The organism is Mesorhizobium sp. KR2-14 (assembly GCF_040049255.1).
Classification (GTDB): domain Bacteria; phylum Pseudomonadota; class Alphaproteobacteria; order Rhizobiales; family Rhizobiaceae; genus Pseudaminobacter.
This window is the reverse complement of record NZ_JBDZDR010000006.1, coordinates 267,533-290,536: the sequence shown is the minus strand read 5'-3', so window position 1 is coordinate 290,536 and position 23,004 is coordinate 267,533. Positions and strand designations below refer to the sequence as shown.

Genomic DNA, 23,004 nt, shown 5'->3' with positions numbered 1-23,004 from the left:
GAGCCTCATACCGACCAAGAGAGACCCGCTGTCAATGAAAGCAATACCCAAGGCTGCACTGTCCGGGAGTCTGAAGGACTATCGCACCTTGAAGAATAGCGGCCTCATGTCGCGTGCCGACAGCTTCTTCAGCTGGCAGGATCTTCGCCGACAGCATGGCTTGTGGCCCTATGCCCGTTCGACGTCTTCCGCACCCCGGCCGCGATCGGAGATCAGGTCCGACGCCGGAGAAGCCAGTTCAGGCGTCAATTTCGCCTCGCAGGACTATCTGAGCCTGGCCTCTCATCCAAGGATCAAGGCCGCGGCAACGGAGGCGATCGAAAAATATGGCGTTCACAGCGCCGGTTCGGCCGCCCTTCTCGGCAACACCACCTATTCGCTGCAGTTGTCGGCGACCTTTTCGGAGTTCCTCGGGGGCCGCGAGGTCGTGCTTTATCCGACCGGCTGGGCCGCCGGATATGGCGCCATTCAGGGCTTTGTCCGTTCCGATGACCACGTCGTAATGGACATACTGGCGCATTCCTGCCTACAGGCGGGAGCGGCGGCGGCAACCCAAAATGTGCATTACTTCCGGCATCTCGACACCGATGCGGTGGCGCGCAGGCTGGCAAACATTCGTGCGACAGACACGAAGAACGGCATTCTCGTCGTCACGGAAAGCCTCTTCTCGATGCACTCCGACACCCCTGACCTCAGGGCGCTTCGAAGTGTCTGCGACGACTACGGGGCCAGTCTGCTGGTCGACTGCGCTCATGACTTCGGCTGCATGGGCGAGGATGGTCTTGGCCACATCGGCCAGCAGGGTATGCTCGACGAGATCGACATCATCATCGGCAGCTTCTCCAAAACCTTCGCCTCCAACGGCGGCTTTGTGGCCGTCAAGACGCGGGCCGCCGCCGAATATCTGAAATATTACAGCGCGCCGCACACATTCTCGAATGCTCTGTCGCCAGTCCAGGCCGCAACTGTTCTGGAGGCGCTTTCGATCATCCGGGCGGACGAAGGGAAAGAGCTGCGGCACAGGTTGCGCGACAATGTGATTTATTTGCGCGAGGCCATGGCGCGTTCGGGGCGCGAAGTGCTGGGGGAGCCTTCCCCCATCGTGCCGGTTCGCGTCGGCGGCGAAGCCCTGGGACGGCTGGCCTCGAAATATCTCTCGATATTCGCGGGGCTCGCCAATCTGGTGGAATTTCCGGCCGTCCCATTGGGACAATCCCGGTTCCGATTCCAGGTCATGGCCGGCCATTCAGTAGAGGACGTCGATACCATGGTTGCCGCGTTCAATGGCGCGATGGACAGCGCCTCGGCGGAACTGGATCAGATACAGGCTGGAGCAGGCGCTCAAGAGCCTGCGGTCCCAGAGGCTGACTAAGACCTGACGACGCTGCAGTTCGCACACCTTATGCGGCCTACGGCGGGTCACGGTCCCCAATCGGCTCGACGACTGCCTCGCCGGCCGGCTTATCCAGTGGCCCATGGCCAAAAGGTCATGGGCCACTGGTATCACTCTTACGCGACTGCACGCCGCGCTGACGAAAGGGCTTCCATCTCGATCCCGATGTAAGGGGCAAGGTCGGCGCGCGCGGTCGCCATATGCAGGTTGGCAGACACGAAGCCGGCTGGCGAACCGCAATCGAAGGTGCGGCCGCAGAACTCGAAGGGCCGGATCTCCTGGGTTTCAATCAGCGTGATCATGGCGTCGGTGAGCTGGATTTCGCCGCCCGCTCCCGGCGCCTGCCTCTCAAGTATGTCGAAGATTTCGGGCTGCAGGATGTAGCGCCCGGAAATGAAGAGATTGCTGGGGGCCGTGCCGGGGGCAGGTTTCTCGACAAGACCGTTTACAACCGGGCCATCGGCCGTCGGCTTGAGCGAGACGATGCCGAACTTGTGGGTGTCTTCGGGCGCGCATCGCTCTACTGCGATCACGTTGCCGCCATGGCAACTATGGAGATTGACCATGGACTTCAGGCATGGCCTGTCGGAAATCATGAGCATGTCGGGCAAAAGCACTGCGAAGGGCTCGTTGCCGACGATGTGCCGGGCCGTCCATACCGCGTGGCCGAGGCCCCGTGCCTGCTGCTGGCGCACGAAGGAAATCGCCCCGGCGCCTGGCGTGTCCTGCTCGATCCGGTCGGCCAAACGCTGTTTCCCGGCATTGCGCAGGCAGACATCGAGTTCAAAGGCGTGGTCGAAATGGTCCTCGATCGCGCCCTTCATGCGCCCGGTGACAATGATCACATGTTCTATGCCCGAGGCGAAGGCCTCGGCGACGATGTAGTCCAGCACGGGCCGGTCGACGATCGTCAGAAGTTCCTTCGGGATGCTCTTGGTCGCCGGAAGCATGCGCGTTCCGAAACCGGCGGCGGGAATGATGGCCTTGCGTATCTTCTGGTGCATGATGGTTGCCCTCCGGTTCATGCGAATTTGCGGATTGAAGTGCCTTGGGTGTTGCCGGTGTCGATCATCCTGTGAGCGACGCCGTTTTCGGTGAGGAACTGGTGCATCTCGCCATAGATGTGGCGCCAGGAACGGTTATGCTTATCGAACAGGGACTGATCCCAGTATTCGTCCAACCGAAACTCTTTGCTGCTGAAGACGTCGAAGCTTGGAATCTGGAATGTTTCCGCAAACTCGACCGTTCTGCTGTCGTAAGTGAAATAGATTGACGGAACCCCGTTAGCGAGCGCCATGAGGTTGCCGTGCAGGCGATAGCCCAGGACCAGGTCCAGCGAGCGCACGAGCTCTTCGTAGTCGGCAACGACATCGGAATAGAACAGCCGTTCGCAATAGAGCCGCACCATCTCCTCGTCGAGATACCAGGAGGCGGCCCATGGATGCGCCCTCAAGGCATCCATTGCATCATCCCGCTGCGCGTAGGTTCCCAGCACGAGCTTCTTTTCCTCGACTTCCCCTTGTGCCATCAGCACCGCATCAAAGCGGCGGGCCATGGTTTTCACGAGGTCGCGGTGGAAGGTCAGGTATCGCTCTATGTCCTTGGCGTAGTCGGGAGAGACTTCGCGGCGGATGGTAACGCCGACCTTCCGGACGCTATCCAGCGGGGGGAGCTTGATGCGCAAGTCGGGGGCGTTGCTGCGAAAGGCCGTCGGGCAACCGATGATGCGGGTGTTGCGAATACCGATGTCCCGCAGCACCTGGGCTGTGTAGGCGCCGCGCACCCCGATGGACGTGGTTGAGCCAGCTATGAGATGGAGCAGCTCCTGCGTTTGGTCCGAGAGCCGGATCCTGCCCTTCGACGGTGCCTGGGCGCCAATGCCGAAGCCGATGATGGGAAGGCCAAGCCGCTTCAGGATCGGGACGGCCTGCTCCCAGTTCATCGAGTTGTGGATGTAGTTGGATCCACGCAGGAAAACATAGTCATACTCGTCGCGTAGCCGATCGACGAGGTCGGGTTTGAACTCCGAGATCTCGAGAACTCCGAGCTTGTCGTAGCTCAGAAGCTTCAGCGAAGAATCGAAGACAAACGCATCCCCGATATTGTGATAGCTGTTGATGCTGCTTTGCACGTCGTAGTGCTGGTACCAGCGGACATTGTCGCGCCCGTATACTTCGCCCGAGGGTATCATCACGAGGACGCGTGCCATGGCTGTCTAACCCGCCTTTGGAAGGAGTGTGGCCCGGCGGGCCGCGGCCCCGCCATGATCCTGACGCAACAGCCGACGGTAGAGCTCTACATGTTCGCGGGCGCAATCGATGTGGCTCGTCGGTTGCCTCATGGAGGCCCGCAGCCGCTCCCATGCCCGGGGATCGCCCAACACCGCGGCCATGCGGTCGGCAAGATCCTGCGCGCTGCCTGCGCGGAAATGCAGTCCGTCCTTGCGGTCCCGTACTTTTTCGGCCATGCCGCCGATGTCCGAGCAGATGATGGGCCTGCGGTGGTGCAGCGCTTCCTGGATCACCAGCGGCGAGTTTTCCCACCAGGTGGACGGCATCACGACCCAATCCACCGAGCGGATCAGGCGCGGCATGTCGGCGTTCTGGTAAGCGCCGTAGAAGCGCACGCGGCGGCCCGCGTCGTCGATGAGCTTCTTCAGGCGCTCCTGGAAGTCGGGCGGCTGGCGCTCGAGATTGCCGCCGAAGATCATCAGGCAGGCGTCGTCACCCCAGATGTCCTCGGGCACCCGCGAGACCGCGTCGATCAGCACGTCGACGCCCTTGAACGGCGTCAATTGTCCGAAATAGGCGAAGCGGTTCCGGCGGGGGTTTTGGGACGGAACCTCGCGTGCGGGCGCGACGTCCCCCAGTGCGATCCCGTTCTCGATGACCGACAGCTTGTCCGCCTCGATCCCCCATCGCGCATAACGTTCGGCCAGAAACCTGCTCGGGGAAACGAAGGCGTCGGCCAGCCCGAGCATTCCGCGCGCAAACCGCTCGCGCTTCAGGAAATGCGACACGGGTATTTCGGGAAAACATCCGTGGCAGGCGACAGGGGATGCCTCCCTGCAGAGCTGGCCGGTCGGTCGTTTCACCATCTGGCCATGGTTGTGGCAGATCGACAGGTATTCATGGAACGTCACCAGGACGACCGACCGCGGCAAGGCCTCGCGCACCGCATAAAGCGCTTCCATCCCCAGGCCCAGCACATGATGGAAGTGGACGACATGGGGCCGGGCATCGCGGACGAAGCGCACCAGGTCGCGCTGGAGAGCCTCGGTATCGCCGTTCGAGAGGAAGAAGTGGTTGTAGTCGTCGGCGTGGAACAGCAGTTCGTCCTCGGTTGGACGAAGGCTCATGAGTGCCGAAGCACCATGCCGCGGAAAGGGGTGGCCGACGCGGGCCAGATAGACGGATTCCACATCGGGCAGTGAATTCAGGCCCTGGTGCAAGCTGTGGGACGCGATTTCGGCGCCACCCAGCGCGAGCGCCGGATGCCCGTGCGAGACCATGAGGACCCGAAGCTGCTCGGTCATGTGCGCGGCCCCTCCGATGGGTTTTCCTTGCCGGCAAGCTCAGCCGTGCCGCGGGCATCGAGGATCTTGCGATCGATGCTCTCCACGAGCGCGCCCATCGCCGATGTGCCCGTGCTCGACGTCTCGTCGGAACCAAGCATCTGCACGGATGGCAGCCAGTAGGAGGCAACGCCGCCGCGGCTGAGGCGAAGGCCAAGGTCCAATCCCTTTTCGCGAGAGCCGAGATATCCCCCTGCGAAGCCGCCGGCCTCGAGAAGCGCCTCGCGTGGCATCACGCAGCATTCGAGCGATGCGGCAGCAACGGCCGTCAACTCGAACCCGGTCACCGCGCTGATGGGGTAGCCTTCGTAGCGAAGCGCGGGCCAGGTCCCCGCCCAACGAACAGAACAGTCCTCATAGGCGAGGGTAGGGGAGACGATGCTATTCTTGAGCGCTGCCTGGGTGTCGACAAGCTTGCGATACCAGCCGGGCTTGTGCGGCACCAACGATGCTGAAAGCAGGACTACTGTGTCCGACGACAGTGCCCGCGCTCCGGCCTCGAGAAGGTCATAGGCATCGTTCGCCTCTCCGGCCGAGACCAGCCTGAGCGAGAGCCCGTAGAACGCGGCGAGCTTCCTTATGCGGTCCACCTGCCGATGAAAGCGTTCCGAGGGGACCACAAGGGCAATCGGCGCGTGCTTCGTTTCGGGGTCGATCGCCAGCAAGCCAAGAAGGGGGGCGATGCCGTCCTCGTCGTTTTCGCCGACGCTGATGACGATCGGCGGGCCGGCAGCCGCCTCGAACGGACCCGGATCGACAACGGCTTCGACCGTTGGCGACACCCGTTGGGAGGTGCAGAGAAGTGGGACAATCTGGCGGTCCATGACCTCTGGCAACGCCCATTCGGATGGGTCGATGGCGCGCAACTGGCGCACCGCCGCAAGGCGGGCCGAGGTCCGCAAGGGCGAGAGCGGCATGAAGGCGCGGCGGGTGTCGCGCAATGTAAGTTCCAGGTAGAGGGCCGAAGACGGATCGCCCCCCGGTAGCCGCGCATGGGCGACGAAGCCATGCCTGTGGCCGCCGTGGCCGAATGCGCGCGAGAAGGCGGGGTGCTCTGCGAAGGCATCGGTCACATCGGTTCGGTCGAGCCGGCTCCAGCTGTCGTCGAACCGTGCTTCCCGGTTGTGACGGCGCAACTTCACGCTTTGGACATGACCGTCGGGGTCAAGCAGCCAGCCGGAGACAAGAAATCCCGCGCCGTCGACCTGGAATACGCCGTCTACACCCATGCGGACCGGAAGCGGCAGGCTCGACACCGTCTCGGTGCCGTCGAAACTGTTGGCTGCCGCGCGCAGACGGAGCAGAGCTTGCGGGGTGCTGTTTGCCCGCAGCAGCACCGAGCGGACGTGGCCAGGTGTTTCCAGCGGTCCTGCAATCAGCTTGCGCTCGTGGACGGCCACATGACGCCAGCCGTGGCGGCCGCGCCAGACGAGGCCCTCGATGCCGCCAGGACTGATCGCGCCGTCGGCATTGAGAAGTCCGGCGAAGGCCGAGGCTCCCTGGGGAAGGTCCTGCCGTGCGTAGACGGCAATTGCGCTCTCCGCGACGGAAGGCCTCTCGCCGTCGGCCACCGCGGGGCCCATGCCAGGCATGACGTCGTGGGCCCAGCCCTGGATGAAGGTTTCCCCGTGCTGGCCTTCGCCGAGCAACTCGATGAAGCCGTTGCTCCCATGCGCCGCCTTGACCAGGGTGACGATGGCCGACAGCCTGTGAGGGTCGGACGGAGCCGCGATGAGCAAATCCGCCAGGGCGTCGATGGTCGCCGCCAGTCGGCTGCCGCAAAGCTCGGCCAGCAGCGCGGCAGCTTCGTTCACCGAGACTGTTCGAGGCGTGAAGACGTAGCGCTTGGGCGCGCCTTCCAGCTCGAACTGCACGGTCGCGAAGGCGATATCGGCGCTGTTCGTGGGCAGAAGGGCCGCGAAGCCGTGCGTGGCGGTCGGCAAGGACATCCCCAATCGCCAGCTGACGACGGCGGCAGACGAGATCCCGGCGGGATCGTCATTGAGTGTTGCAGGTGCCGCGCTTGGCATCGGGCCGCCCGTGCCGATCACGAGCAGGGTGGAACCGCCGATCGGGCAACCGGTTACCCTTCCGGCCCTGGGGATCCTGCCGGTACGCCGGGGCGCGGCGGTCAGGGATGGGGGAGGTCCATTTTCCACGGCTAGCATGTCACATCCTGGCAAGGAGCGTCATGGCAGCACCCGCCGCAAAACCCACCAGGACGAAAAGCAACAGCAGCATCGGCTTCAACTCCCCGTTGGAGCGCTTCTGCAGTCCGCTCAGGGTCTTTTCCATCCCCGCGACCACGCCGTCGAGCCGCATCAGATGCACGTCGAGATCGCTCAGCCGCTGCGTGATCTCGATGCGGAGGCCGGCAACGGCGGTGCTGATGTCGATGAGCCCGACCGTCTCGGCCTCGCCGGTGTCGTCGATCTGCTGCGTCCGCATGACGGAGCGCTGGGAGATCTGCAGCTGCCGCTGCGCCGCCATCAGAACGTCCAGCTTGTCGAGGACCTTGGTGAGCGGCGCGGCGATTAGGGCTTCAGCGGCCTGCTCGTCGGGGAGGGGGACGCGCAGCGCCTGCTCATTGTCCGGCCCGTTCACCGCCACCACGACGAGATCGGAAGCGCGCGAGGCCGCTGGCTCCGGCAGCGCGATCTCAAAGGCGTGCTTGCCATCGCCGATGCCGTTGCGCCGCAAGTCGGGACGATCGCGGTCGGCAGCCGCCTCGGCTATCGTCTTGCCGTCCAGGACAACGCGGATCGCCACCCGTCTGTCCGGCTCGGCGGGGTCGAAGGCCCAGCCGAAGACGCGGCCCTGGTCGATGGCGTCGACGCGGCCATTCACCGGCTTGGTGTTGTTCTGCTCGGCCATTGCACTTGGTTTCTCGGCACCAACAGGCATTCAGCTGTTCCTCATGCTGCTTGGACACGTGCGGGCTCGATCGCCTCGATCAATTCGAGGTAGCGCCGAGCGGTCGTGTCGATGTCGTCGGGCCGGCGTGCGTTGCTGGAAAGCCGACGCCGCAGTTCCGGCTCTTCAGCGATGCGGCGCATCGCCGAGGCGAGCGCGCGCGGATCGTTGGGCGAAACCCCCAGGCCATTGACCCCATCTTCGACCAGTTCGGCCATGCCGCCGATGTTGCTGGCGATGACGGGCCGCCCTTGTGCCTGGGCCTCCTGGATGACGAGCGGTGCATTCTCCCACCATATCGACGGCACAATCGTGCAGTCGACGTCGGCAACGAACTCGGCGACGTCCTCGCGCCGATAGGGCCCGCGCCTCTGCACCGTCGGCGCGGTGTCGCTGAAAAGGCGGTCGATCTCGGCGACAAAGGCGTCGCTTTGGAACGGTGTTCCGCCGTGGACGCGCAATTCGAACTCGAGCCCTTCGGCGATGAGCAGCCGGGCGGCCTCGAGCAGAACGGTTGCCCCCTTCCAGGGATTGAGATTGCCGAAATAACCAAACACCGTCGGACGTCCGGCGCCGTCTGGCGCGGCCGCAGGCGTGGGCCGAAGCGGCAGGCCATTGGGGATCACGCTTATGGCCTCCTCGGCAAGCTCCCAGTCGACAAAGCGCTGCCGCAGGAACCGGCTCGGCGCGACGAAGTGGTCGACCGTGCTCAGCAGGGCCTTCAGATGGCGCTCCCGCAACGCAAAACGATCGAGAGGGATGTCCTTGAAGCAGGCGTGGCAGCGGTCCGGGCTCGCGGCGTGGCAGAGCTCCTTGCCGCTGGTGCGGACCATCAGGCCGTCATGGTGGCAGATCGGATAGTAATCATGGAGCGTCATGACGATGCGGCAATCCGGCAGCGTTCGCCGGACGATATGCGGGAACTCGGCGCCGATCAGCAGCAGGTGATGGATATGCACCACGTCCGGCCGAAAGTCGGACAGCAGCTCCACCAGATCCGGAACGACCCCGTAGAGATCGATCTGGCTCATGTAGAAACGGTCGAAGTGGCCCGACCACAGCAGCACTTCGTCTGCCGCATCGCCGAGCCCTTGGAAACTCGTGCCGGGCCGGATCTGGCGATGGACCTGGTTCGTCGCGCCGAGGAAGAGCGCTTCGTGGCCGGCGCGCTGGTAGGCGCGGAAAAGGTCGTGCGCGAAAATCTCGGTACCGCCAGGATGGAGGGCCGGATGGTTGTGCGCCGCTACAAGGATGCGCATGCTTACCGCTGGGCTCCCCGGCATTCGGCCACATAGAGGTCCTGGTAGTGGTCCGCGTCCTGGCCGCGCCAGTGGCCGAAGGATTTGAGTGTGATCACCAGCCCGGCCCTTTCCAGGGCCTGATCCAGGAAGCCGTCGTCGAACCCGACGGCGGCGAGCGGCGGCATGTCGGGAACAAACCAGCAGGGCCCGTCGCCATCGCGCACGAAGCCAAGCCTGGGATCGCGCCTGCCGGATGTGTTCTCGGCAGCGATGCCGTCGACCACAAAGGCGGTCATGAACAAGCGCCCGCCCGGTTTGAGCAGCCTGGCGACCTCGCTCAGGTGAACGAGAACCTCGTCGGGCGGCAGGTGCGTGACGACGGAGGTCATGATCACGAAATCGAATTGCCGCTCGGCGTAGGGGAGTTTCAGCGCCTCGCCGCTGATCTTGCCCTGGGGGTTGTAGAGCTTGTGCGCAATGTCGAGCCGCTGGAACGTGAAGTTGGGATAGGCAGTGGTGATGAAACGCCGGCACCAGGCTATGCCGCCCTCGACCGGGTCGAACCCGCTGTAGCGTCCCTTCTCCACATCCAGATACTGGGTGAGCGGAACGGCCATGCGGCCAATGCCGCAGCCGATGTCGAGCACGCGGTGTTCCGGCCGCAGGCCGCCCAGGCGGATGAAATGGCCCAGAAACTCCGCGCCGACGGCCCGGAAATCTCCGTCCCCGACGAACACGCTGCCCGCATCCGGCTGCGGCAGAAAGCGATTGCGCAGGACCGCCTCCATCAGCCAGGCTACGCGATCCTCCTGGACCGTCGCTGCCGGCCCGATTTCATGGCGGAGAACCGCTTCGCTCATGCGGCGTTCCTTTCCCTCGCTTGGATTTCGATGGAGACGCCCGCCCCGTGTGCGCCGTCGCAGTAGGCAGGCATCAGCGCGGCGATGTCGTCTTCCCAGCGCTGGGTGTGCAGCCAGGAATTGTATTGGCTGGCGACGCCGCGCATGTAGTCCTGGCTGCGGCGGATCGACCGGCGCTCGAAATGATAGAGGCAGGCCGCCGGTTCATAGGCGATCTGCAGACCCAGCCGCCGGATCTTGAGGCAGAGGTCGCTGTCTTCGTAGTCGCCTATGACATAGTCCTCCGTATATCCGCCGACCCGCTCGTAAGTTTCCCTGCGCGTCACAAGGCATGCGCCCGTGACGCCAGGAACGGTGCGGGCGACCTGCGCCGGCGGATAGCGTCCCGGCATCCCCTTATAGAAATGGTGGTTGAGCCAGATGCTGCGCTGGTCGCGGCCGAAATAGAGCCCGGCATGCTGCAGCGAGCCGTCCTCGAAAATCAGCTTGGGGCCGATGGCACCGAGCTTCCGTTGTTTGATCAGCGGTCGCGCCAGTAACTGGAGCCAGCCCGGTTCGCGTGGCACGACATCGGAGTTGAGCATCACGAGAACCGTGCCGCGCGCAAAGCGCGCGCCCGCGTTGCAGGCCCGGGCATAGCCGCCATTGCGGTTCATCACGACGAGCTTCATCGGCAGGCCGTGCAGGATGTGAAGCCCGCCCAGCATGTGCTTCGTCTCGTCCTCGATCTCGGGGGAATCCAGGACAAAGATGATCTCGGCATTTTCCGCCAGCCAGGGATCGGTGGCCATGCCGGACAGTTGAAAACGGAGGAAGTCGAGGACCCGATAGAGAGGCACCACGATCGAGACGAGCGGCGCCTTTCGAGGCTGGCCGTAGTCCTTCGTGTGGTCGACCCCTATTGTCTTGCCCAGTTCACGTTCGGCACACTCGAGGGCCGGGGCAAGAATGGTCCGGAACGCTTCGTCCACGGCATGCTGTGGGGGTACGGCGCGCAGGATGCGGTTGCGCTGCGCTACTGGCTCGAAGGGCTGCGGCTTCGGTACGAGCGGTTTCACCGCGCCTGAGGCGAGCCGTATCTGGAAGCGAGGCTGGAGCAGTGGGCCAAGCGGCTCGTCCAGCGGAAGCCAGGCGATGAAGCCGGTCACGTCGGTCTTTGCTTTGGTCCTCGCGTCACGGCTCCAGGCCGGGAACTCGTACCAGTTGCCGTCGAGGGGCAGGACCGTACCGTCCTCCCTGAGATAGTCGATGCCGGCAAGGGTGACGGTCGGATCCTTGGTCCAGCCACCCGCGAGCAGGCCGCCTTGCAGCGAGAGGGCGAGATCGATCTCGGCAGCGGCATGCGTCTGCGAGCTGGCGACCCGCCGGGCCGGAAGCGGAGCCCGCAGCTGGAGGTCGATTGCAGCTGCCGGGCCGCTGCCGGGCAGGTTTGACAGTTGCCGCACGACGAAATCGCGCAGGCCAGAGTCGCCGCGCTGCTCAGCCCACCATTTCTGAAGACCGGGGAAGCGCGGATTGCAGTTCGGCAGATTCCGGACTGCGATGCCCCTTTTGCCCAGGAACATGATGTGAAGCGGCCGGGCAGGCTGCGGCGAGTCGAGAATGAAATGGCAGGACTGCCACCCCCGCCCCGAACTGTTGCCGATGACAAATTGCGACGGCAGCGGCAGAACGGAACTGGCGCCGATGGCATAGATGCCGCTGATCTCCAACTCAGGACTGATGTCGGTCTCGACGAGATAGCGCCGCGGAGCGATCTGGCAGACGGAATTGGCAAGTCGCGGCGCCGGCACAAGGGTGAAGACGGCATCCTCGACGACAGTGCTGAAAAGCTCGTCGCGGGACAGCCGGAAGGCACTGCGCCATACGGTCAGAAGATTGTTCAGGAACTTGACGCGGCCCTCGGGCGAGAGGTTGCCCAGCAGGGCCTCCACGTCGAGGAGCGGCAGCCGTGCGGTCGGTTGGAGCGCGAATGCCTGCAGCGTGTTTCCGTCCGCCGCGGCAATCTGCGCGTCTTCCGCCTCGCTTCCCGGCTTCATTGCCCACAGCACGCACTGCCCGCCATCGGCCCGCGGTAGAGTCATGCTGACAAGCGGGACCGGCTGGGATTGCATGGCCAGGGTGAATTTGCCCAGGGCTGGTAGCTGCGGGGGCATGTCCCAGACCACGACAGCCACCTCCGAGCAAAGCTGGAAGGCCTGCGCAAAGCTGGAACCGCCGCCGGCGACCTTCGAACAGTCGGACGTCACGCGTTGGTCCTTTGGATCGTCTGGAGGGGATACGGCGCGCCTCGCCCGGGGGGGGGGAGGGGGGGAGGGCGGGGCGCGCCGTCTCAGGCTCAATGAACCGTGAAATATTGGTCCGGATGAGCCTGCATGTCTTTGGCGTCGACGTTGATCAACGTCAGGGTGTCGCCATGACCGAGATCGATCACGACATTGCCGCCGACCTTGATGATCCGCGCAGCCAGATCTTCCGGGGAGGAAATGTCGAGGCCATTGATGTTCTTCGCTATCTGCAGCATGTCTTCGCCGGGGGTGAAATCGAGGATGACGTCGTTGCCGCCGCCGCCTTCGAAGACAAACAGGTCACTGCCCTTGCCGCCGACCAGGATGTCGTCGCCCGCGCCGCCATTGAGGATGTCGTTTCCGTCGCCGCCGAACAGGAAGTCGCTACCCTTGCCGCCCATCAGGATGTCGTTTCCGGCGCCCCCGATCAGGATGTCGTCGCCGTTTTCGCCGTAAAGTATGTCGTCGCCGGCACCGCCGATCAGGATGTCCTTGCCGTTTCCGCCATAGAGGATGTCGTTTCCGGCACCACCGGTCAGGATGTCGTCGCCGTTTCCGCCAAAGAGGAGGTCGTCGCCGGGCCCACCGTTCAGGATGTCGTCGCCATTTCCACCATATAGGATGTCATTGCCGTCGCCGCCGAACAGAATGTCGTTTCCATTGTCGCCGAACAGCACGTCGTCGCCGCCGTTCCCGAAAATGATGTCGTTCCCGTTGTCTCCTTTGATGAGATCATCGCCGCCGAGGCCGCGAATGATGTCGTCAAAGCGAGTGCCAAACAGGACGTCGTCATATGCGCCGCCTTCCAATGTGGCCATTTGCTTTTCCTCTTCGCCGTTTGAATGCGTGCATCGTCGGTGGGATCCGAGGATTACGCGAGACCATTGTGCAGTGCAAAGAAGATAAGTGCAACACGTTCAAAAGCATAAAATGATGTTTTTTGATAAAAGATTGCACCATAGAAGTAAATGCATCTAATATGAAAAGAAAGCATAGAAACAATACAAAGACTATAATTGTGAATTGCACGCAAAGCACTTCAAAATTCAAACTAAATTCCTGGCGCGTTCGTTGATCGGCCACGCGCCGCCAGCCCGCGTGGGGAGCCGCCAGAAGGCCCCCAGGCTGGGGTGGATTTGGCCGGCGACCCGCAAGCCCAACTCACGCAGCGGTGGGGCTAGTCTTCCCTGAATGCGCGATTGAAGCTGTCGGCGATAGGAGAAACCAGGTAGTCGATCGCCCGGCGCGGCTTGTGCACGATCAGCACTTCCGCCGGCATGCCGGGATAGAGGCGCATATCCGGATTCGCGGCCAGCGAGTCCGGGTCGACCTGGGCTCGCGCGACGAAGTAGGCCACATTCGATTTTTCATCGACCGACTGGTCGGCAGCCACATAGATAACCTTGCCGGCCACGGGCAGGTGCGAGCGCTGGTTGTATGCCGTCAGCCTGATCTGGGCCTGCGAGCCGACCGCGATGCTGTCGATATCGCGCGTGCTGACATGCATCTCGATGAGGAGCGGCTCGCTTTCCGGCACGATGTCGAGCAGCGGTTCGCCGGGCGTCACGGCACTTCCCGGCGTGCGCACGCGGATGTTGGTGACGATGCCAGCCTGGGGGGAGCGGATCTCGAGGCGGCGCAATACATCCTTCGCTGCGACGATCCTCTCCTCGGCATCTGCGAGTTCGAGGCGGGCTGTGGTGATCTCGCCGGCGATTTCCGACTGAAAGTCGCGTTCGATTCCCGTCAGCGCAAGTTCGGCGCCTGCCTTGGCTTTCACAGCTTGTGCTCTTTGGCCGGCGAGCTCGCCGCGCGAGGCCGCGAGTTGGCTGAGCCTTGAGTCAATCTCTATGAGCTTGGCGCGCTGGGCAAAGCCTTTTTCCACCAAGGTTGCGATGGCAGTTCTCTGTTCGTTGACGAGGCCGATCTGCCGGTCGACGGCGTCGATCTGGATCGTCAGGAACTTCGACCGCTCGGCAAACTCCTCGATCGTCGTCCGCTGGATGCCGCTGCGCCCGGTCTTGGACTCGCGGCGCTTCTCGAAGTATGCATGTTCAGCCGCCATGGCGTCATGGATCGCAGCGTCGCCGCCGCCGCCAAATTCGTCGGGAAAGCTTATCGCCTCGGTGCCGGCCTGCTCCGCCCTTAGTCGCGCCAGCTTGGCAATCAGGCCGATACGCCGGCTTTCCAGGCCTTGGAGGTCGGCGCGGGCCCGCGTGTCCTCGAGTTTTATCAGTGGCTGTCCGGCGGCGACCTGATCGCCCTCCTGCACCAATACGCGGCTCAGGACGCCGCCCTCGAAATGGCTCACCGTCTTGCGCTTCGAATCGACAACGACCGTGCCGCTGGCTACCGAGGCGCTGCTGAGGTCGGCGAAGAACGCCCAGCCGAGAAATCCGCCGAACGACACCATGATTGTCGTGAACCCCGCTACGACAAGGCGCCGGAGCGGCGAACGGCCTCTGCCCTCGGCTATCTCCAGTTCCTCGGCGGTTGCAAGTCGCGGCGCCCGCGGGTGGTGGTCCGGGGCATCGGGCCTGCGGGCAGGCTGAACCTCGGTCCGTGCCGACTGAATCGACTTGCGCATCATGATGCCACAACCTCGCGCGACGATTGAGCGGACGCCATCGAAGCCACCACGTCCGTGCGTTCCCCGAACTGGGTGATGCGCCCGTTTTCCAGGACCAGCAGCTTGTCCGCGACCTCCATGATTGTCGGCCTATGGGCGATCATCACGACAATGGCGCCATCGTCTCGGGCCTTTTCGACCGCGCGGACAAGCGCACGCTCGCCTACGGCATCGAGATTGGCGTTCGGCTCGTCCAGCACGATCAGGCGGGGACGGTCGTAGAGGCAGCGGGCCAGTGCGATGCGCTGCTTCTGTCCGCCCGAAAGCGTCAGGCGGCCGTCGCCGACCGGCGTGTCGTAGCCCAGGGGGAGGCGGCCGATCATGTCGTGGACATCCGCCAGCCGTGCGGCCTCGAGTACCCTGTGCGGATCGCCGTCTTCCATCCGCGAGATGTTGTCCCGGATCGTCCCTTCAAGCAGCGAAACCGATTGCGGAAGATAGCCGGCCACACGGCCGAAGGAGCCGCGTTCCCAGAGATAGACATTGTTGCCGTCCAGGAAGATGCCGCCCGACGTGGGCTTGAGGACGCCGACGAGCAGCCGCGCCAATGTCGATTTGCCCGCCGCGGAGGGGCCGACCAGGCCCAGCACCTCGCCGGGGGAAAGGGAAAAGGAAATGCCCTTGATGATCGGCACGTCCATGCCCGGCGCCGCGTAGACCAGCTTGTCGACGACGAGGTCGCCGTGTGCATGTGGCGTCGGCATGGCCTGGCGCACCGCCAGATCCTCGTTCAGGGTCGCCTCGAGCCGGCGCCAGCCGGCGATCGCCAGAACCCATTGCCGCCAGTTCTCGATGATGGAATCGAAGGGCACGAGCAGCCGGCCGACAAGGATGTTTGCCGCCATTATGGTGCCGGGGGTGACTTCCTGTTCCAGCACGAGCAGGACGCCGGCTGCGAGCGTAACCGCCTGGATGATGTAGCGGAGCACGCGGGTGATTGATGACATCGCCCTGCTCCTGCTGCCGCTGCTTTCAAGCGCTTCCAGCGAATGCATCTGTGCGCCGCGCCACCGGTGCGCCAGCGCCGGCAGCATGCCCATCGCCTCGATCGCCTCCGCGTGGCGTAGTGACGCAGCGATTTTCGACACTGATTCGATGTTGGCCTGGCTTGCCTCTTTCATGAGCTGGCGCGTGAGCAGGTCTGTAACGACACCGCAGCACAGAAGCAGTGCCACCGAAATCGCGCCGACTACGCCGAACAAGGGGTGCAGCAGGAACAGGGCGCCCAGGAAGATCGGCGACCAGGCGGCATCGAGAGGGGCGCTGACCGCTGGTGAGGTGAGGAAACTGCGCAGTTCCATCAGGTCCCGCAGGGATTGCGTTGCCCGGGAAACCCCCTGGTTGACGGAGGCCTGAACCGCGGCCGTCAGAAGCGGCAGGTTCAGCCCCCGCGTCACGGCGCTGCCCATGGCCTGAAACGAAAGGGCACGGATGAAATCGAGCACGCCGTAGACCACCAGGGCGCCGACCGCCAGGATCGTTAGCATGACGAGGGAATCTATGCTCTGGCTGTTCAGCACCCGGTCGTATACCTGCAGCATGAACAGGGGCATCGTCAGCTGCAGCAGGTTGATACAGGCACTCAGCAAGGCTGCATAAAGGAGCGTCACGGCAAACACACGCCTTGCCTGCAAAACGAGCAACCTCGGATTGAGCGTCCCGTTTTGGGCGACAGCCGACCCATTTTGGCCCTTGCCAACTGGGTTTTTTCGAACAGTATCAAGCATGGGCGATTTGGCCTGGGGCAACCGTGTTTAGTGATTTGAGGGTGTTATCCGCGTAGCATGCAGAACATATTGCAGTATCGCTGTCGTCAGTGTGACACAACAATGATGGCATTCTCAAGAGCGGGAATTATGGGTGGGGCGTTATTGAATTTTACTTCAAATTTTGAAGTAAATTACTGAAATGGAGAGAGGGATGACACAAGGACTTCTCCACCCATCCATGGGTTTGGAAGATGCAGTACTACTACGGAACGGGAGCGATAGACTGCATGTCGCCCCTGACGAGCCGCGCCGGGACGAGAACAGCGATGGCCCGCAGGTGTCATGTTTCGACCTGGCTCGTCTGCTCGAACGGTCCAGCCGGCGCTTCTCAGGCCTGATAGGCGCGGAGCTTACGCGGCGCGGCGTCGACGACATCGGGCCGGCCCAGGTGATGGTTCTGTTGGCCATTGGCGATACCGAGGTCTCTGTCGGCGAACTGCTCGATCGCGGCAACTATGTGGGCTCGAACATCTCGTACTACCTGAAGCAACTGACCGATGGCGACTACATCGAGCGCGTCACCTCCCAGCGTGACAGGCGCTCGGCCCGAATCAGGCTGACCGAGAGGGGCAGGCAGCTCTGTGCCGACCTGCGGGACGCGGCGAAGGCCTTCGAGCGCAGCTTTTGCGTGGAGCAGGACCTGCGGGATCTCGCAACCGCCTTCCAGGCGCTGCACCGGCTCGAACTGATGTGGGCCAATGCCGCACGCTACGGCGTCTGACGTGCGCCTCAAGGGCGGCTCCTTGTCGCGGGCTTGCCAGGCATGCATGTAGCATTCGTGCATCGGCGCGGTTTTGGCCAGTTCGCCGCCCTGGCTGCCCATCTGGCGCAGTCGGGGAACGAGGTGAGCCTTGTAGCCGAGACGGTGGACCAGCGGATCCCCTCGGTTCGTGTCGTGCGGCATCGGACGGAGGCGGGTCCGCGGGCGCATCCGCTGATGGCCCGCCATCTGGGCATACCCGACCACCATGTCCGGATCGGGCACCGAGTCGCCGAGACGTTCGACGCGATGACGGGTCAGGGTCAGAGCCCGGACATCGTCATCGGGCACATCGGCTGGGGCAGCATGATGTTCGTGAAGGACGTGCTGCCGCGTGTGCCTGCGCTCGGCTATTGCGAGTTCTTCTACCAGGCCGAGGGGGCAGATGTCGGATTTGCCCCTGATGATCAGCCTGATCTGGAGACACGCAAGCGGCTAAGGCTTCGCAATATGGCGCAGCTCATTTCGCTGGAGGCGCTGGAAGGCGGCATCAGCCCGACCCAGTGGCAAAGGAGCCTTTATCCGGCCGATGCGCGAGCGCGCATTGCTGTGTGCCACGAGGGGATAGACACGCGACGCTTCCGCCCGGATACGGCGGCTTCCTTGACGCTTCCGGACGGACGCGTGCTCAAGGCCGGCGATCCTCCCATCGTCACCTTTGTCGCACGCGACCTGGAGCCCTACCGCGGCTTCCCGCAGGCGCTGGAAGCTGCATCCAAGGTCATCCGGAAACATCCCGACGCCTTGTTCGTCTTTGTTGGCGGGGACGGCGTGAGCTATGGAACGCCACCACCTGGCGGGGGGCCATGGAAGGAGCACCTTCTCGCATCGCTGGATCTCCCAAGAGACAGGGTGCTTTTCCCCGGCGTGGTCCCACACCCGGTCTTGCGTCAGCTTTTCCAGATTTCCGCGGCTCACGTCTATCTGACCTACCCTTTCGTCCTTTCCTGGTCGGTCCTGGAGGCGATGGCCTGCGGCGCTCTCGTCATCGCCTCCGACACTGCTCCCGTCCGGGAAGTCATCTGCTCGGGCCGCAACGGCATCCTGGTGCCGTTCTTCGACGCGGACGCTCTTGCCGAGTCCATCCTGGAAGCGTTGAAAAGCCCGGACAGCTTCGCCGAACTGCGGATCGCCGCACGTCGGACGATCGAGCAGCGCTTCGGGCTGGACGAGTGCATCGCGAGCCAAGCTGCCCTGATCGGAAAAATGATGGGCGCGGATTGAATTCCCGCCGGTCAAGCGCAGATTGCGCGAATATTACTTCAAATTTTTAAGTATAGTTGGCCGAATTTATTTCGGCGCTTTTGTTGTTGTCTCGCGATATATTTATTGATACGTGTCCATTGGAGTGGATTTCCAAGGCATTATCGCGATCGATTGCCAACTAATAGTTTCAACGTGTAATGCTGTTTCAAGGATTTGCGTGAAAATGTTGATGTCTTCTGGCGGGAAGCAGTCGACGACAAGTATAAAGCTGATTGCCGCGTCAGATATTGACCGGGCCAATATTGAAAAGGCCGGAATTGAACATCTGGTCGTCTTTCTTGGCGGCGGCGCACGTTCGCAACCGACCCTGAAGAACAGCTTTCCTCTCCTTGGCGTCGCCTTTTCGGAGGAAGCTGAAGCTGATTTGAGGGATTCTCTCGTCTCGCTCCGACGGCTTGCCACGGTGCCGGAAGTCCCCGTCCAGCGGCTCGATGCGCGAAACGGCGCCGAGATGTGCGCGCTCATCCGTACGCTTGCCGAGGGCGGCCTGGAGCGGCTGTCCCGGTTCGCCACCTCGATGACCTCGGAACTGGCCATGCTTCGCCGGGAGCGCGAAGTGCTGTTCGAAAACTACCGCGCGCTCGAAGACGCGTTTCAGACGCACAACTGGGAGCCCGTGGCGGAAGTTTTCGGGCACGATCCCCATGTCGACCCAAAGGACGAGGGCATCGGACAGTTGCTGTCGAGCGCCTATGTCGAGCAGCTTCTGCCGGTCTCCAGCCGGGGCGTGGCCGGCGTCGCCCTCCATCTCAATTCGGTTCCGAAGGACGGCGCCGTGCTCGTCGTCACGCTGAGCTATGTCGAGAGTCGCGAGGGCGTCGCCGAGTGGAGCGTCCCCGCTTCAAAGCTCGTCTCGAACTGGAATTTCTTCTCGCTGCCGCGGGCATGCGGATCTGGGGCGAAGACATTGCGGCTGCGGGTGTCGACCACGGGTCCCGAGACGGTGGGGCTGTCGCTCGGCTTCCCGATTGCCAGCGAGCGCTACACGGCGCGGTCGGAAGTCTCGCATCCCGACCTGGATCTCAGGCCGCTGGCATTCCGCGTGTTTACGGGACTGCCCGGCGTCAGGCCAACCCGAATACCCAACATGATCGCGCCCACCGAGCTGCTCGACGGCCAGTTCATCGAAGACTACCGCCTGGCGCCGGACCTGCTGAGCCGAATCGTCGATGTTTCTGTCTCGCCGGTCGTGCCCGAGTTCCAGACCGTCCGCTTCCTCGAGCACGAGCACGCGGTGGTGTGTCATCCGCTGCAGAGCGGAATTTCCGCCGGCGCCGTCAGCCGCGCAGTCGAGCCCGGAACCATTTCGTTCTCGGCGAGCGCCGTGATCGACCATCCGGAAGGAGCTCCGGCGGCTGTCAGTTTCCTGCTCGCCCCGGCCAATTCCAACGCACGGTCCGAGGTGGCGGAGTTGGTGCGCACGGGCTCGGCAAAACCGTCGGCCTTCTTCAGCGGCTGGCGTGAGGTCGGCCCCGATCGGGCGATCAACATCAATATCCAGATGGACGAGCCGGTGCGCGCGCCCATGGATCTCATGATCCTGAGCCGTGCCGTCACCGATTCAGTCGATTTCTCCTGGCTCAAGGTGTCGGGCTTCCGACTGGTCAAGCAGTCGGGGGAGGCGGCCAATGTCCGCCAGTAAAGACGATCTGATCGCGGTGGCGATGCCGCTTTACGGCCATGCGGCGCTGGCCCTGGAAGCGCTGGAATCCGTCCTTGCTTCGACGGCTTCCAACTGCAGGATTGCCATTGTCGTGTCCGTCGACGGCGACCCGCGGCACGAGGCCTTCGACCTGCTGCTGCTTTATGCCGCCAGGTATCCTGACCTGCATGTGGTGTTCGGCCCGAATGCCGGACCGGGCGGGGCGCGCAATCGCGCGATCGACTACGTGCTCGAAAACCTGCCGGAGGCCAAGGCAGTCTATCTGCTCGATGCCGACAACAGGGTCCTGCCGGGCACCATCGAAACCCTGTACCAGCAGCTTCTCTCGAGCGGCTGCGGCTGGGTCTACACCAATATCGACACCTTCTCGGTGAACTGGCGCGCGCACTACGGCAACCGCTATTCGCGGCTTGTCCACTGCATCACCGACAACATTTGCGACACCGGCTCGATGATCTCCATCGACGTCTTCCGGGACGGCGTGCGCTTCAACGACGACCGGCAGAACGGGTTCGAGGACTGGGAGTTCTGGCTTTCCTGCATCGAGCAGGGCTTCGTCGGCGTCCCATCGCACGACACGACCTTCGAATATCGGCTGCGGGCGGAAAGCCGCTTCAAGGAAGCCAATCGCGAACGTGCCACGTCCGTCAGCTTCCTCAGGAAGCGCCACAAGGCCTTGTTCCAGCGCCCGATGCTTGTCGAGTTCGAGCATGAGGAGTGCCCGCGCTATCTCTTCGCGCGGACCGAAGATGCCGCCATCTCGTTCTTCACCGACCCCACCAAGCCGCCGAAGATGCTTCGCCTCGATGACATCATCCCGGATTTCTGGGCCAGCATCGGTGAGCCGGACAATGTCCACTTCCCGCCTTTCCTGATGGCGGGCAGCGGCGCGACGCTCGACCTCTTGCGGCGGTCGCGCATGCTGCCCAACGTGCTTTGCCACCTGGAGCGCCTGAGCGAGAAGGCGAATATCGTTTTCGTCCAGCTCGGCAACGACGCGACGCAGCGCAAGATCGAACCAATGTTGCTGGAGTCGGGGGCATCGCAAGCCGCGTCGGCAGACCTCATCTTCATTCCCACGTCGCTTGTTCGCGAGGTGATCCAGAACAATGCCCTGGACTGGTTCGCCTCGATCGGCAACGAGCAGATCTGGCCTACTTCGGCCATCCTGAAGGTGCGGTTCCCATTCCCGCGGAACCTGCCGCGGCGGTCGCGGATCACGCCCCAGCAGGTGATGATAAACTGCATCAACGCCATTGCCACGAGCCCGCTGCGCCGGACTGCGGGCGGGCGCTGGACGTGGCGGCCAGCCCGGCTCGTGCCTTTTGCGGATCTGTACAAGTCGCTGCGGCAGGAGATCGGCGGCTCGCCCGTCCTGCCGCTTGGCCACAGCGACGGCAAGCGCACGGCGGCCCTGCTCGTCCCCAATGCTTCGTTCGGCGGCGCCGAGAAGGTGGTCTATGCGGCCGCGCGCGAGCTGAAGAGGGCCGGGTACGAGACCCACCTCTTCGTGCTCGGCACGCAGCGCATGGACGTCATCGACGAATTCGATGCGAGCTTCGATCACATCCATTTCTGGAGCGAGGGCATTCCGGCCTGGGGAGGCTCGGGCCAGTTTCTCGGCCAGGACTTCATCGCCGAGCACCACGAGGCCGACTGGGGCGCTCTGAAGGGGCAGCTCTCGGGCTTCGACCTGATCATCAACAACCACGTGATGTCGGTCCATCCGCTGATTGCACGGCTGCGCTCGGAGGGCGCGCGCACGGTCTGCTATCTCCACGTCGTCGACAACACCTCATTCAAACGGCCGGCCGGCCAACCTTTCGCGGCAATCGCCCATGAGCATTGCTACGACGCGTTCCTGACCTGCTCGGAGCAGCTCAAGATCTACCTGCGAAGCTTCGGTGTCCCCCTCGAAAAGGTCTTCGCCGTGCCCAATGGCGCGAGTTTTACGGTGCCCCCCAAGGCGCTTGCCGAAGTGCTGTCCGCACGGAGGATGGAACGGAAGGACGACCGGCTGCGGCTCCTCTACATGGGACGGTTCGACCAGCAGAAGGGCATCGACCGCCTGGCCGCGACAATCGCCGAGCTGCACGCCGGGCACGTCCCTGTCGACATACGGGCGATCGGAGGCGAGATCCTTGCCGATTCCGCCGTTTCCTGGACGGAGCAGCTGAAGGACCTCGGCGTCGACGTGCATCCCCCGGTCTTTGCCAGCAAGGAACTGATCAAGGCGCTGGGCTGGGCGGACGTGCTGGTCATGCCCTCGCGCTGGGAAGGCGCTCCATTGATGATCGCAGAAGCGCAGCAGCTCGGCTGCGTTCCCATCGCCACCGGCGTTGGCGCCGTGGGCGAACTCATCACCCATGGCGAAGACGGCATCCTCATCGATGCCGAGGTCGATTCCCAGGTGGTGCGGCAGATGGCCGGTGTCATCGAAGAGGTCGCCCGCGATCGCCGCAAGCTCGCTCCGCTCATGGAAGGCTGCCTCGACTCGGCGGCGCGCCGATCGTGGACGAGCTCGTTTTCGGAATTCCTCGGCTGGTGCGATGGCGCGGTGAGCAATTCATCGCTGTCGCGTGCCGCGGTCATGCGCCGGCGCGAGGCGTCCGACGCAGAGGTCGCGGCGGCCGGCTGAAGGGCTTCCA

The 23,004-nt window shown here is 63.5% G+C and carries 16 protein-coding genes; 5 read left to right on the top strand and 11 right to left on the bottom strand.

What is annotated here, in order from left to right; translation table 11 throughout:
• Positions 1–34: 34 nt before the first annotated feature.
• Positions 35–1,372 carry a pyridoxal phosphate-dependent aminotransferase family protein gene (locus ABLE86_RS17090; RefSeq protein ID WP_348780168.1) on the top strand — a complete coding sequence of 446 codons (1,338 nt, stop codon included), beginning with the start codon at positions 35–37 and terminating at the stop codon, positions 1,370–1,372.
• Between the two features lie 137 nt (positions 1,373–1,509).
• Here the strand turns inward: ABLE86_RS17090 and ABLE86_RS17085 are convergent, their stop codons facing one another.
• The 11 genes from ABLE86_RS17085 to ABLE86_RS17035 form a co-directional block, all read right to left on the bottom strand.
• Complete coding sequence (locus tag ABLE86_RS17085; RefSeq protein ID WP_348780167.1) at positions 1,510–2,397, bottom strand: UTP--glucose-1-phosphate uridylyltransferase; 888 nt, start codon at positions 2,395–2,397, stop codon at positions 1,510–1,512.
• Positions 2,398–2,414: 17 nt separating this feature from the next.
• The gene (locus ABLE86_RS17080) at positions 2,415–3,602 is read right to left on the bottom strand and encodes a polysaccharide pyruvyl transferase family protein (RefSeq protein ID WP_348780166.1); all 1,188 of its coding nucleotides are present in this window, start codon (positions 3,600–3,602) and stop codon (positions 2,415–2,417) included.
• 6 nt (positions 3,603–3,608) lie between these two features.
• The gene (locus tag ABLE86_RS17075; protein WP_348780165.1) at positions 3,609–4,928 is read right to left on the bottom strand and encodes a glycosyltransferase family 4 protein; all 1,320 of its coding nucleotides are present in this window, start codon (positions 4,926–4,928) and stop codon (positions 3,609–3,611) included.
• Positions 4,925–6,916 (bottom strand): hypothetical protein, encoded by a 1,992-nt coding sequence (locus ABLE86_RS17070; protein ID WP_348780164.1) that lies wholly within the window; start codon positions 6,914–6,916, stop codon positions 4,925–4,927. The genes ABLE86_RS17075 and ABLE86_RS17070 overlap by 4 nt, the downstream gene beginning before the upstream one ends.
• 220 nt (positions 6,917–7,136) lie before the next feature.
• Positions 7,137–7,871: a hypothetical protein gene (locus ABLE86_RS17065; RefSeq protein ID WP_348780163.1), complete on the bottom strand. Its 735-nt coding sequence runs from the start codon at positions 7,869–7,871 to the stop codon at positions 7,137–7,139.
• Positions 7,872–7,882: 11 nt separating this feature from the next.
• Positions 7,883–9,139 carry a glycosyltransferase family 4 protein gene (locus ABLE86_RS17060; protein WP_348780162.1) on the bottom strand — a complete coding sequence of 419 codons (1,257 nt, stop codon included), beginning with the start codon at positions 9,137–9,139 and terminating at the stop codon, positions 7,883–7,885.
• 2 nt (positions 9,140–9,141) lie between these two features.
• Positions 9,142–9,981 (bottom strand): class I SAM-dependent methyltransferase, encoded by an 840-nt coding sequence (locus ABLE86_RS17055; protein ID WP_348780161.1) that lies wholly within the window; start codon positions 9,979–9,981, stop codon positions 9,142–9,144.
• The gene (locus ABLE86_RS17050) at positions 9,978–12,230 is read right to left on the bottom strand and encodes a glycosyltransferase family 2 protein (RefSeq protein ID WP_348780160.1); all 2,253 of its coding nucleotides are present in this window, start codon (positions 12,228–12,230) and stop codon (positions 9,978–9,980) included. The genes ABLE86_RS17055 and ABLE86_RS17050 overlap by 4 nt, the downstream gene beginning before the upstream one ends.
• A gap of 89 nt (positions 12,231–12,319) precedes the next feature.
• Positions 12,320–13,087: a calcium-binding protein gene (locus ABLE86_RS17045; protein WP_348780159.1), complete on the bottom strand. Its 768-nt coding sequence runs from the start codon at positions 13,085–13,087 to the stop codon at positions 12,320–12,322.
• Between the two features lie 359 nt (positions 13,088–13,446).
• Positions 13,447–14,859: an HlyD family type I secretion periplasmic adaptor subunit gene (locus ABLE86_RS17040; protein ID WP_348780158.1), complete on the bottom strand. Its 1,413-nt coding sequence runs from the start codon at positions 14,857–14,859 to the stop codon at positions 13,447–13,449.
• Positions 14,856–16,625: a type I secretion system permease/ATPase gene (locus ABLE86_RS17035; RefSeq protein ID WP_348780157.1), complete on the bottom strand. Its 1,770-nt coding sequence runs from the start codon at positions 16,623–16,625 to the stop codon at positions 14,856–14,858. Before ABLE86_RS17035 ends, ABLE86_RS17040 begins: the two co-directional genes overlap by 4 nt.
• 193 nt (positions 16,626–16,818) lie before the next feature.
• On the opposite strand from ABLE86_RS17035, the gene ABLE86_RS17030 reads away from it, so the two are divergent.
• From ABLE86_RS17030 to ABLE86_RS17015, 4 genes are all read left to right on the top strand, one after another.
• On the top strand, positions 16,819–17,388 hold the full coding sequence (locus ABLE86_RS17030) for a MarR family transcriptional regulator (RefSeq protein ID WP_348780156.1): 570 nt from the start codon (positions 16,819–16,821) through the stop codon (positions 17,386–17,388).
• A 42-nt stretch (positions 17,389–17,430) separates the two neighbouring features.
• Positions 17,431–18,651: a glycosyltransferase family 4 protein gene (locus ABLE86_RS17025; protein WP_348780155.1), complete on the top strand. Its 1,221-nt coding sequence runs from the start codon at positions 17,431–17,433 to the stop codon at positions 18,649–18,651.
• Between the two features lie 211 nt (positions 18,652–18,862).
• Positions 18,863–20,335, top strand: coding sequence for a DUF6212 domain-containing protein (locus tag ABLE86_RS17020; RefSeq protein WP_348780186.1), 1,473 nt, complete (start codon positions 18,863–18,865; stop codon positions 20,333–20,335).
• Complete coding sequence (locus ABLE86_RS17015) at positions 20,322–22,994, top strand: glycosyltransferase (protein WP_348780154.1); 2,673 nt, start codon at positions 20,322–20,324, stop codon at positions 22,992–22,994. Before ABLE86_RS17020 ends, ABLE86_RS17015 begins: the two co-directional genes overlap by 14 nt.
• Positions 22,995–23,004 lie beyond the last annotated feature (10 nt).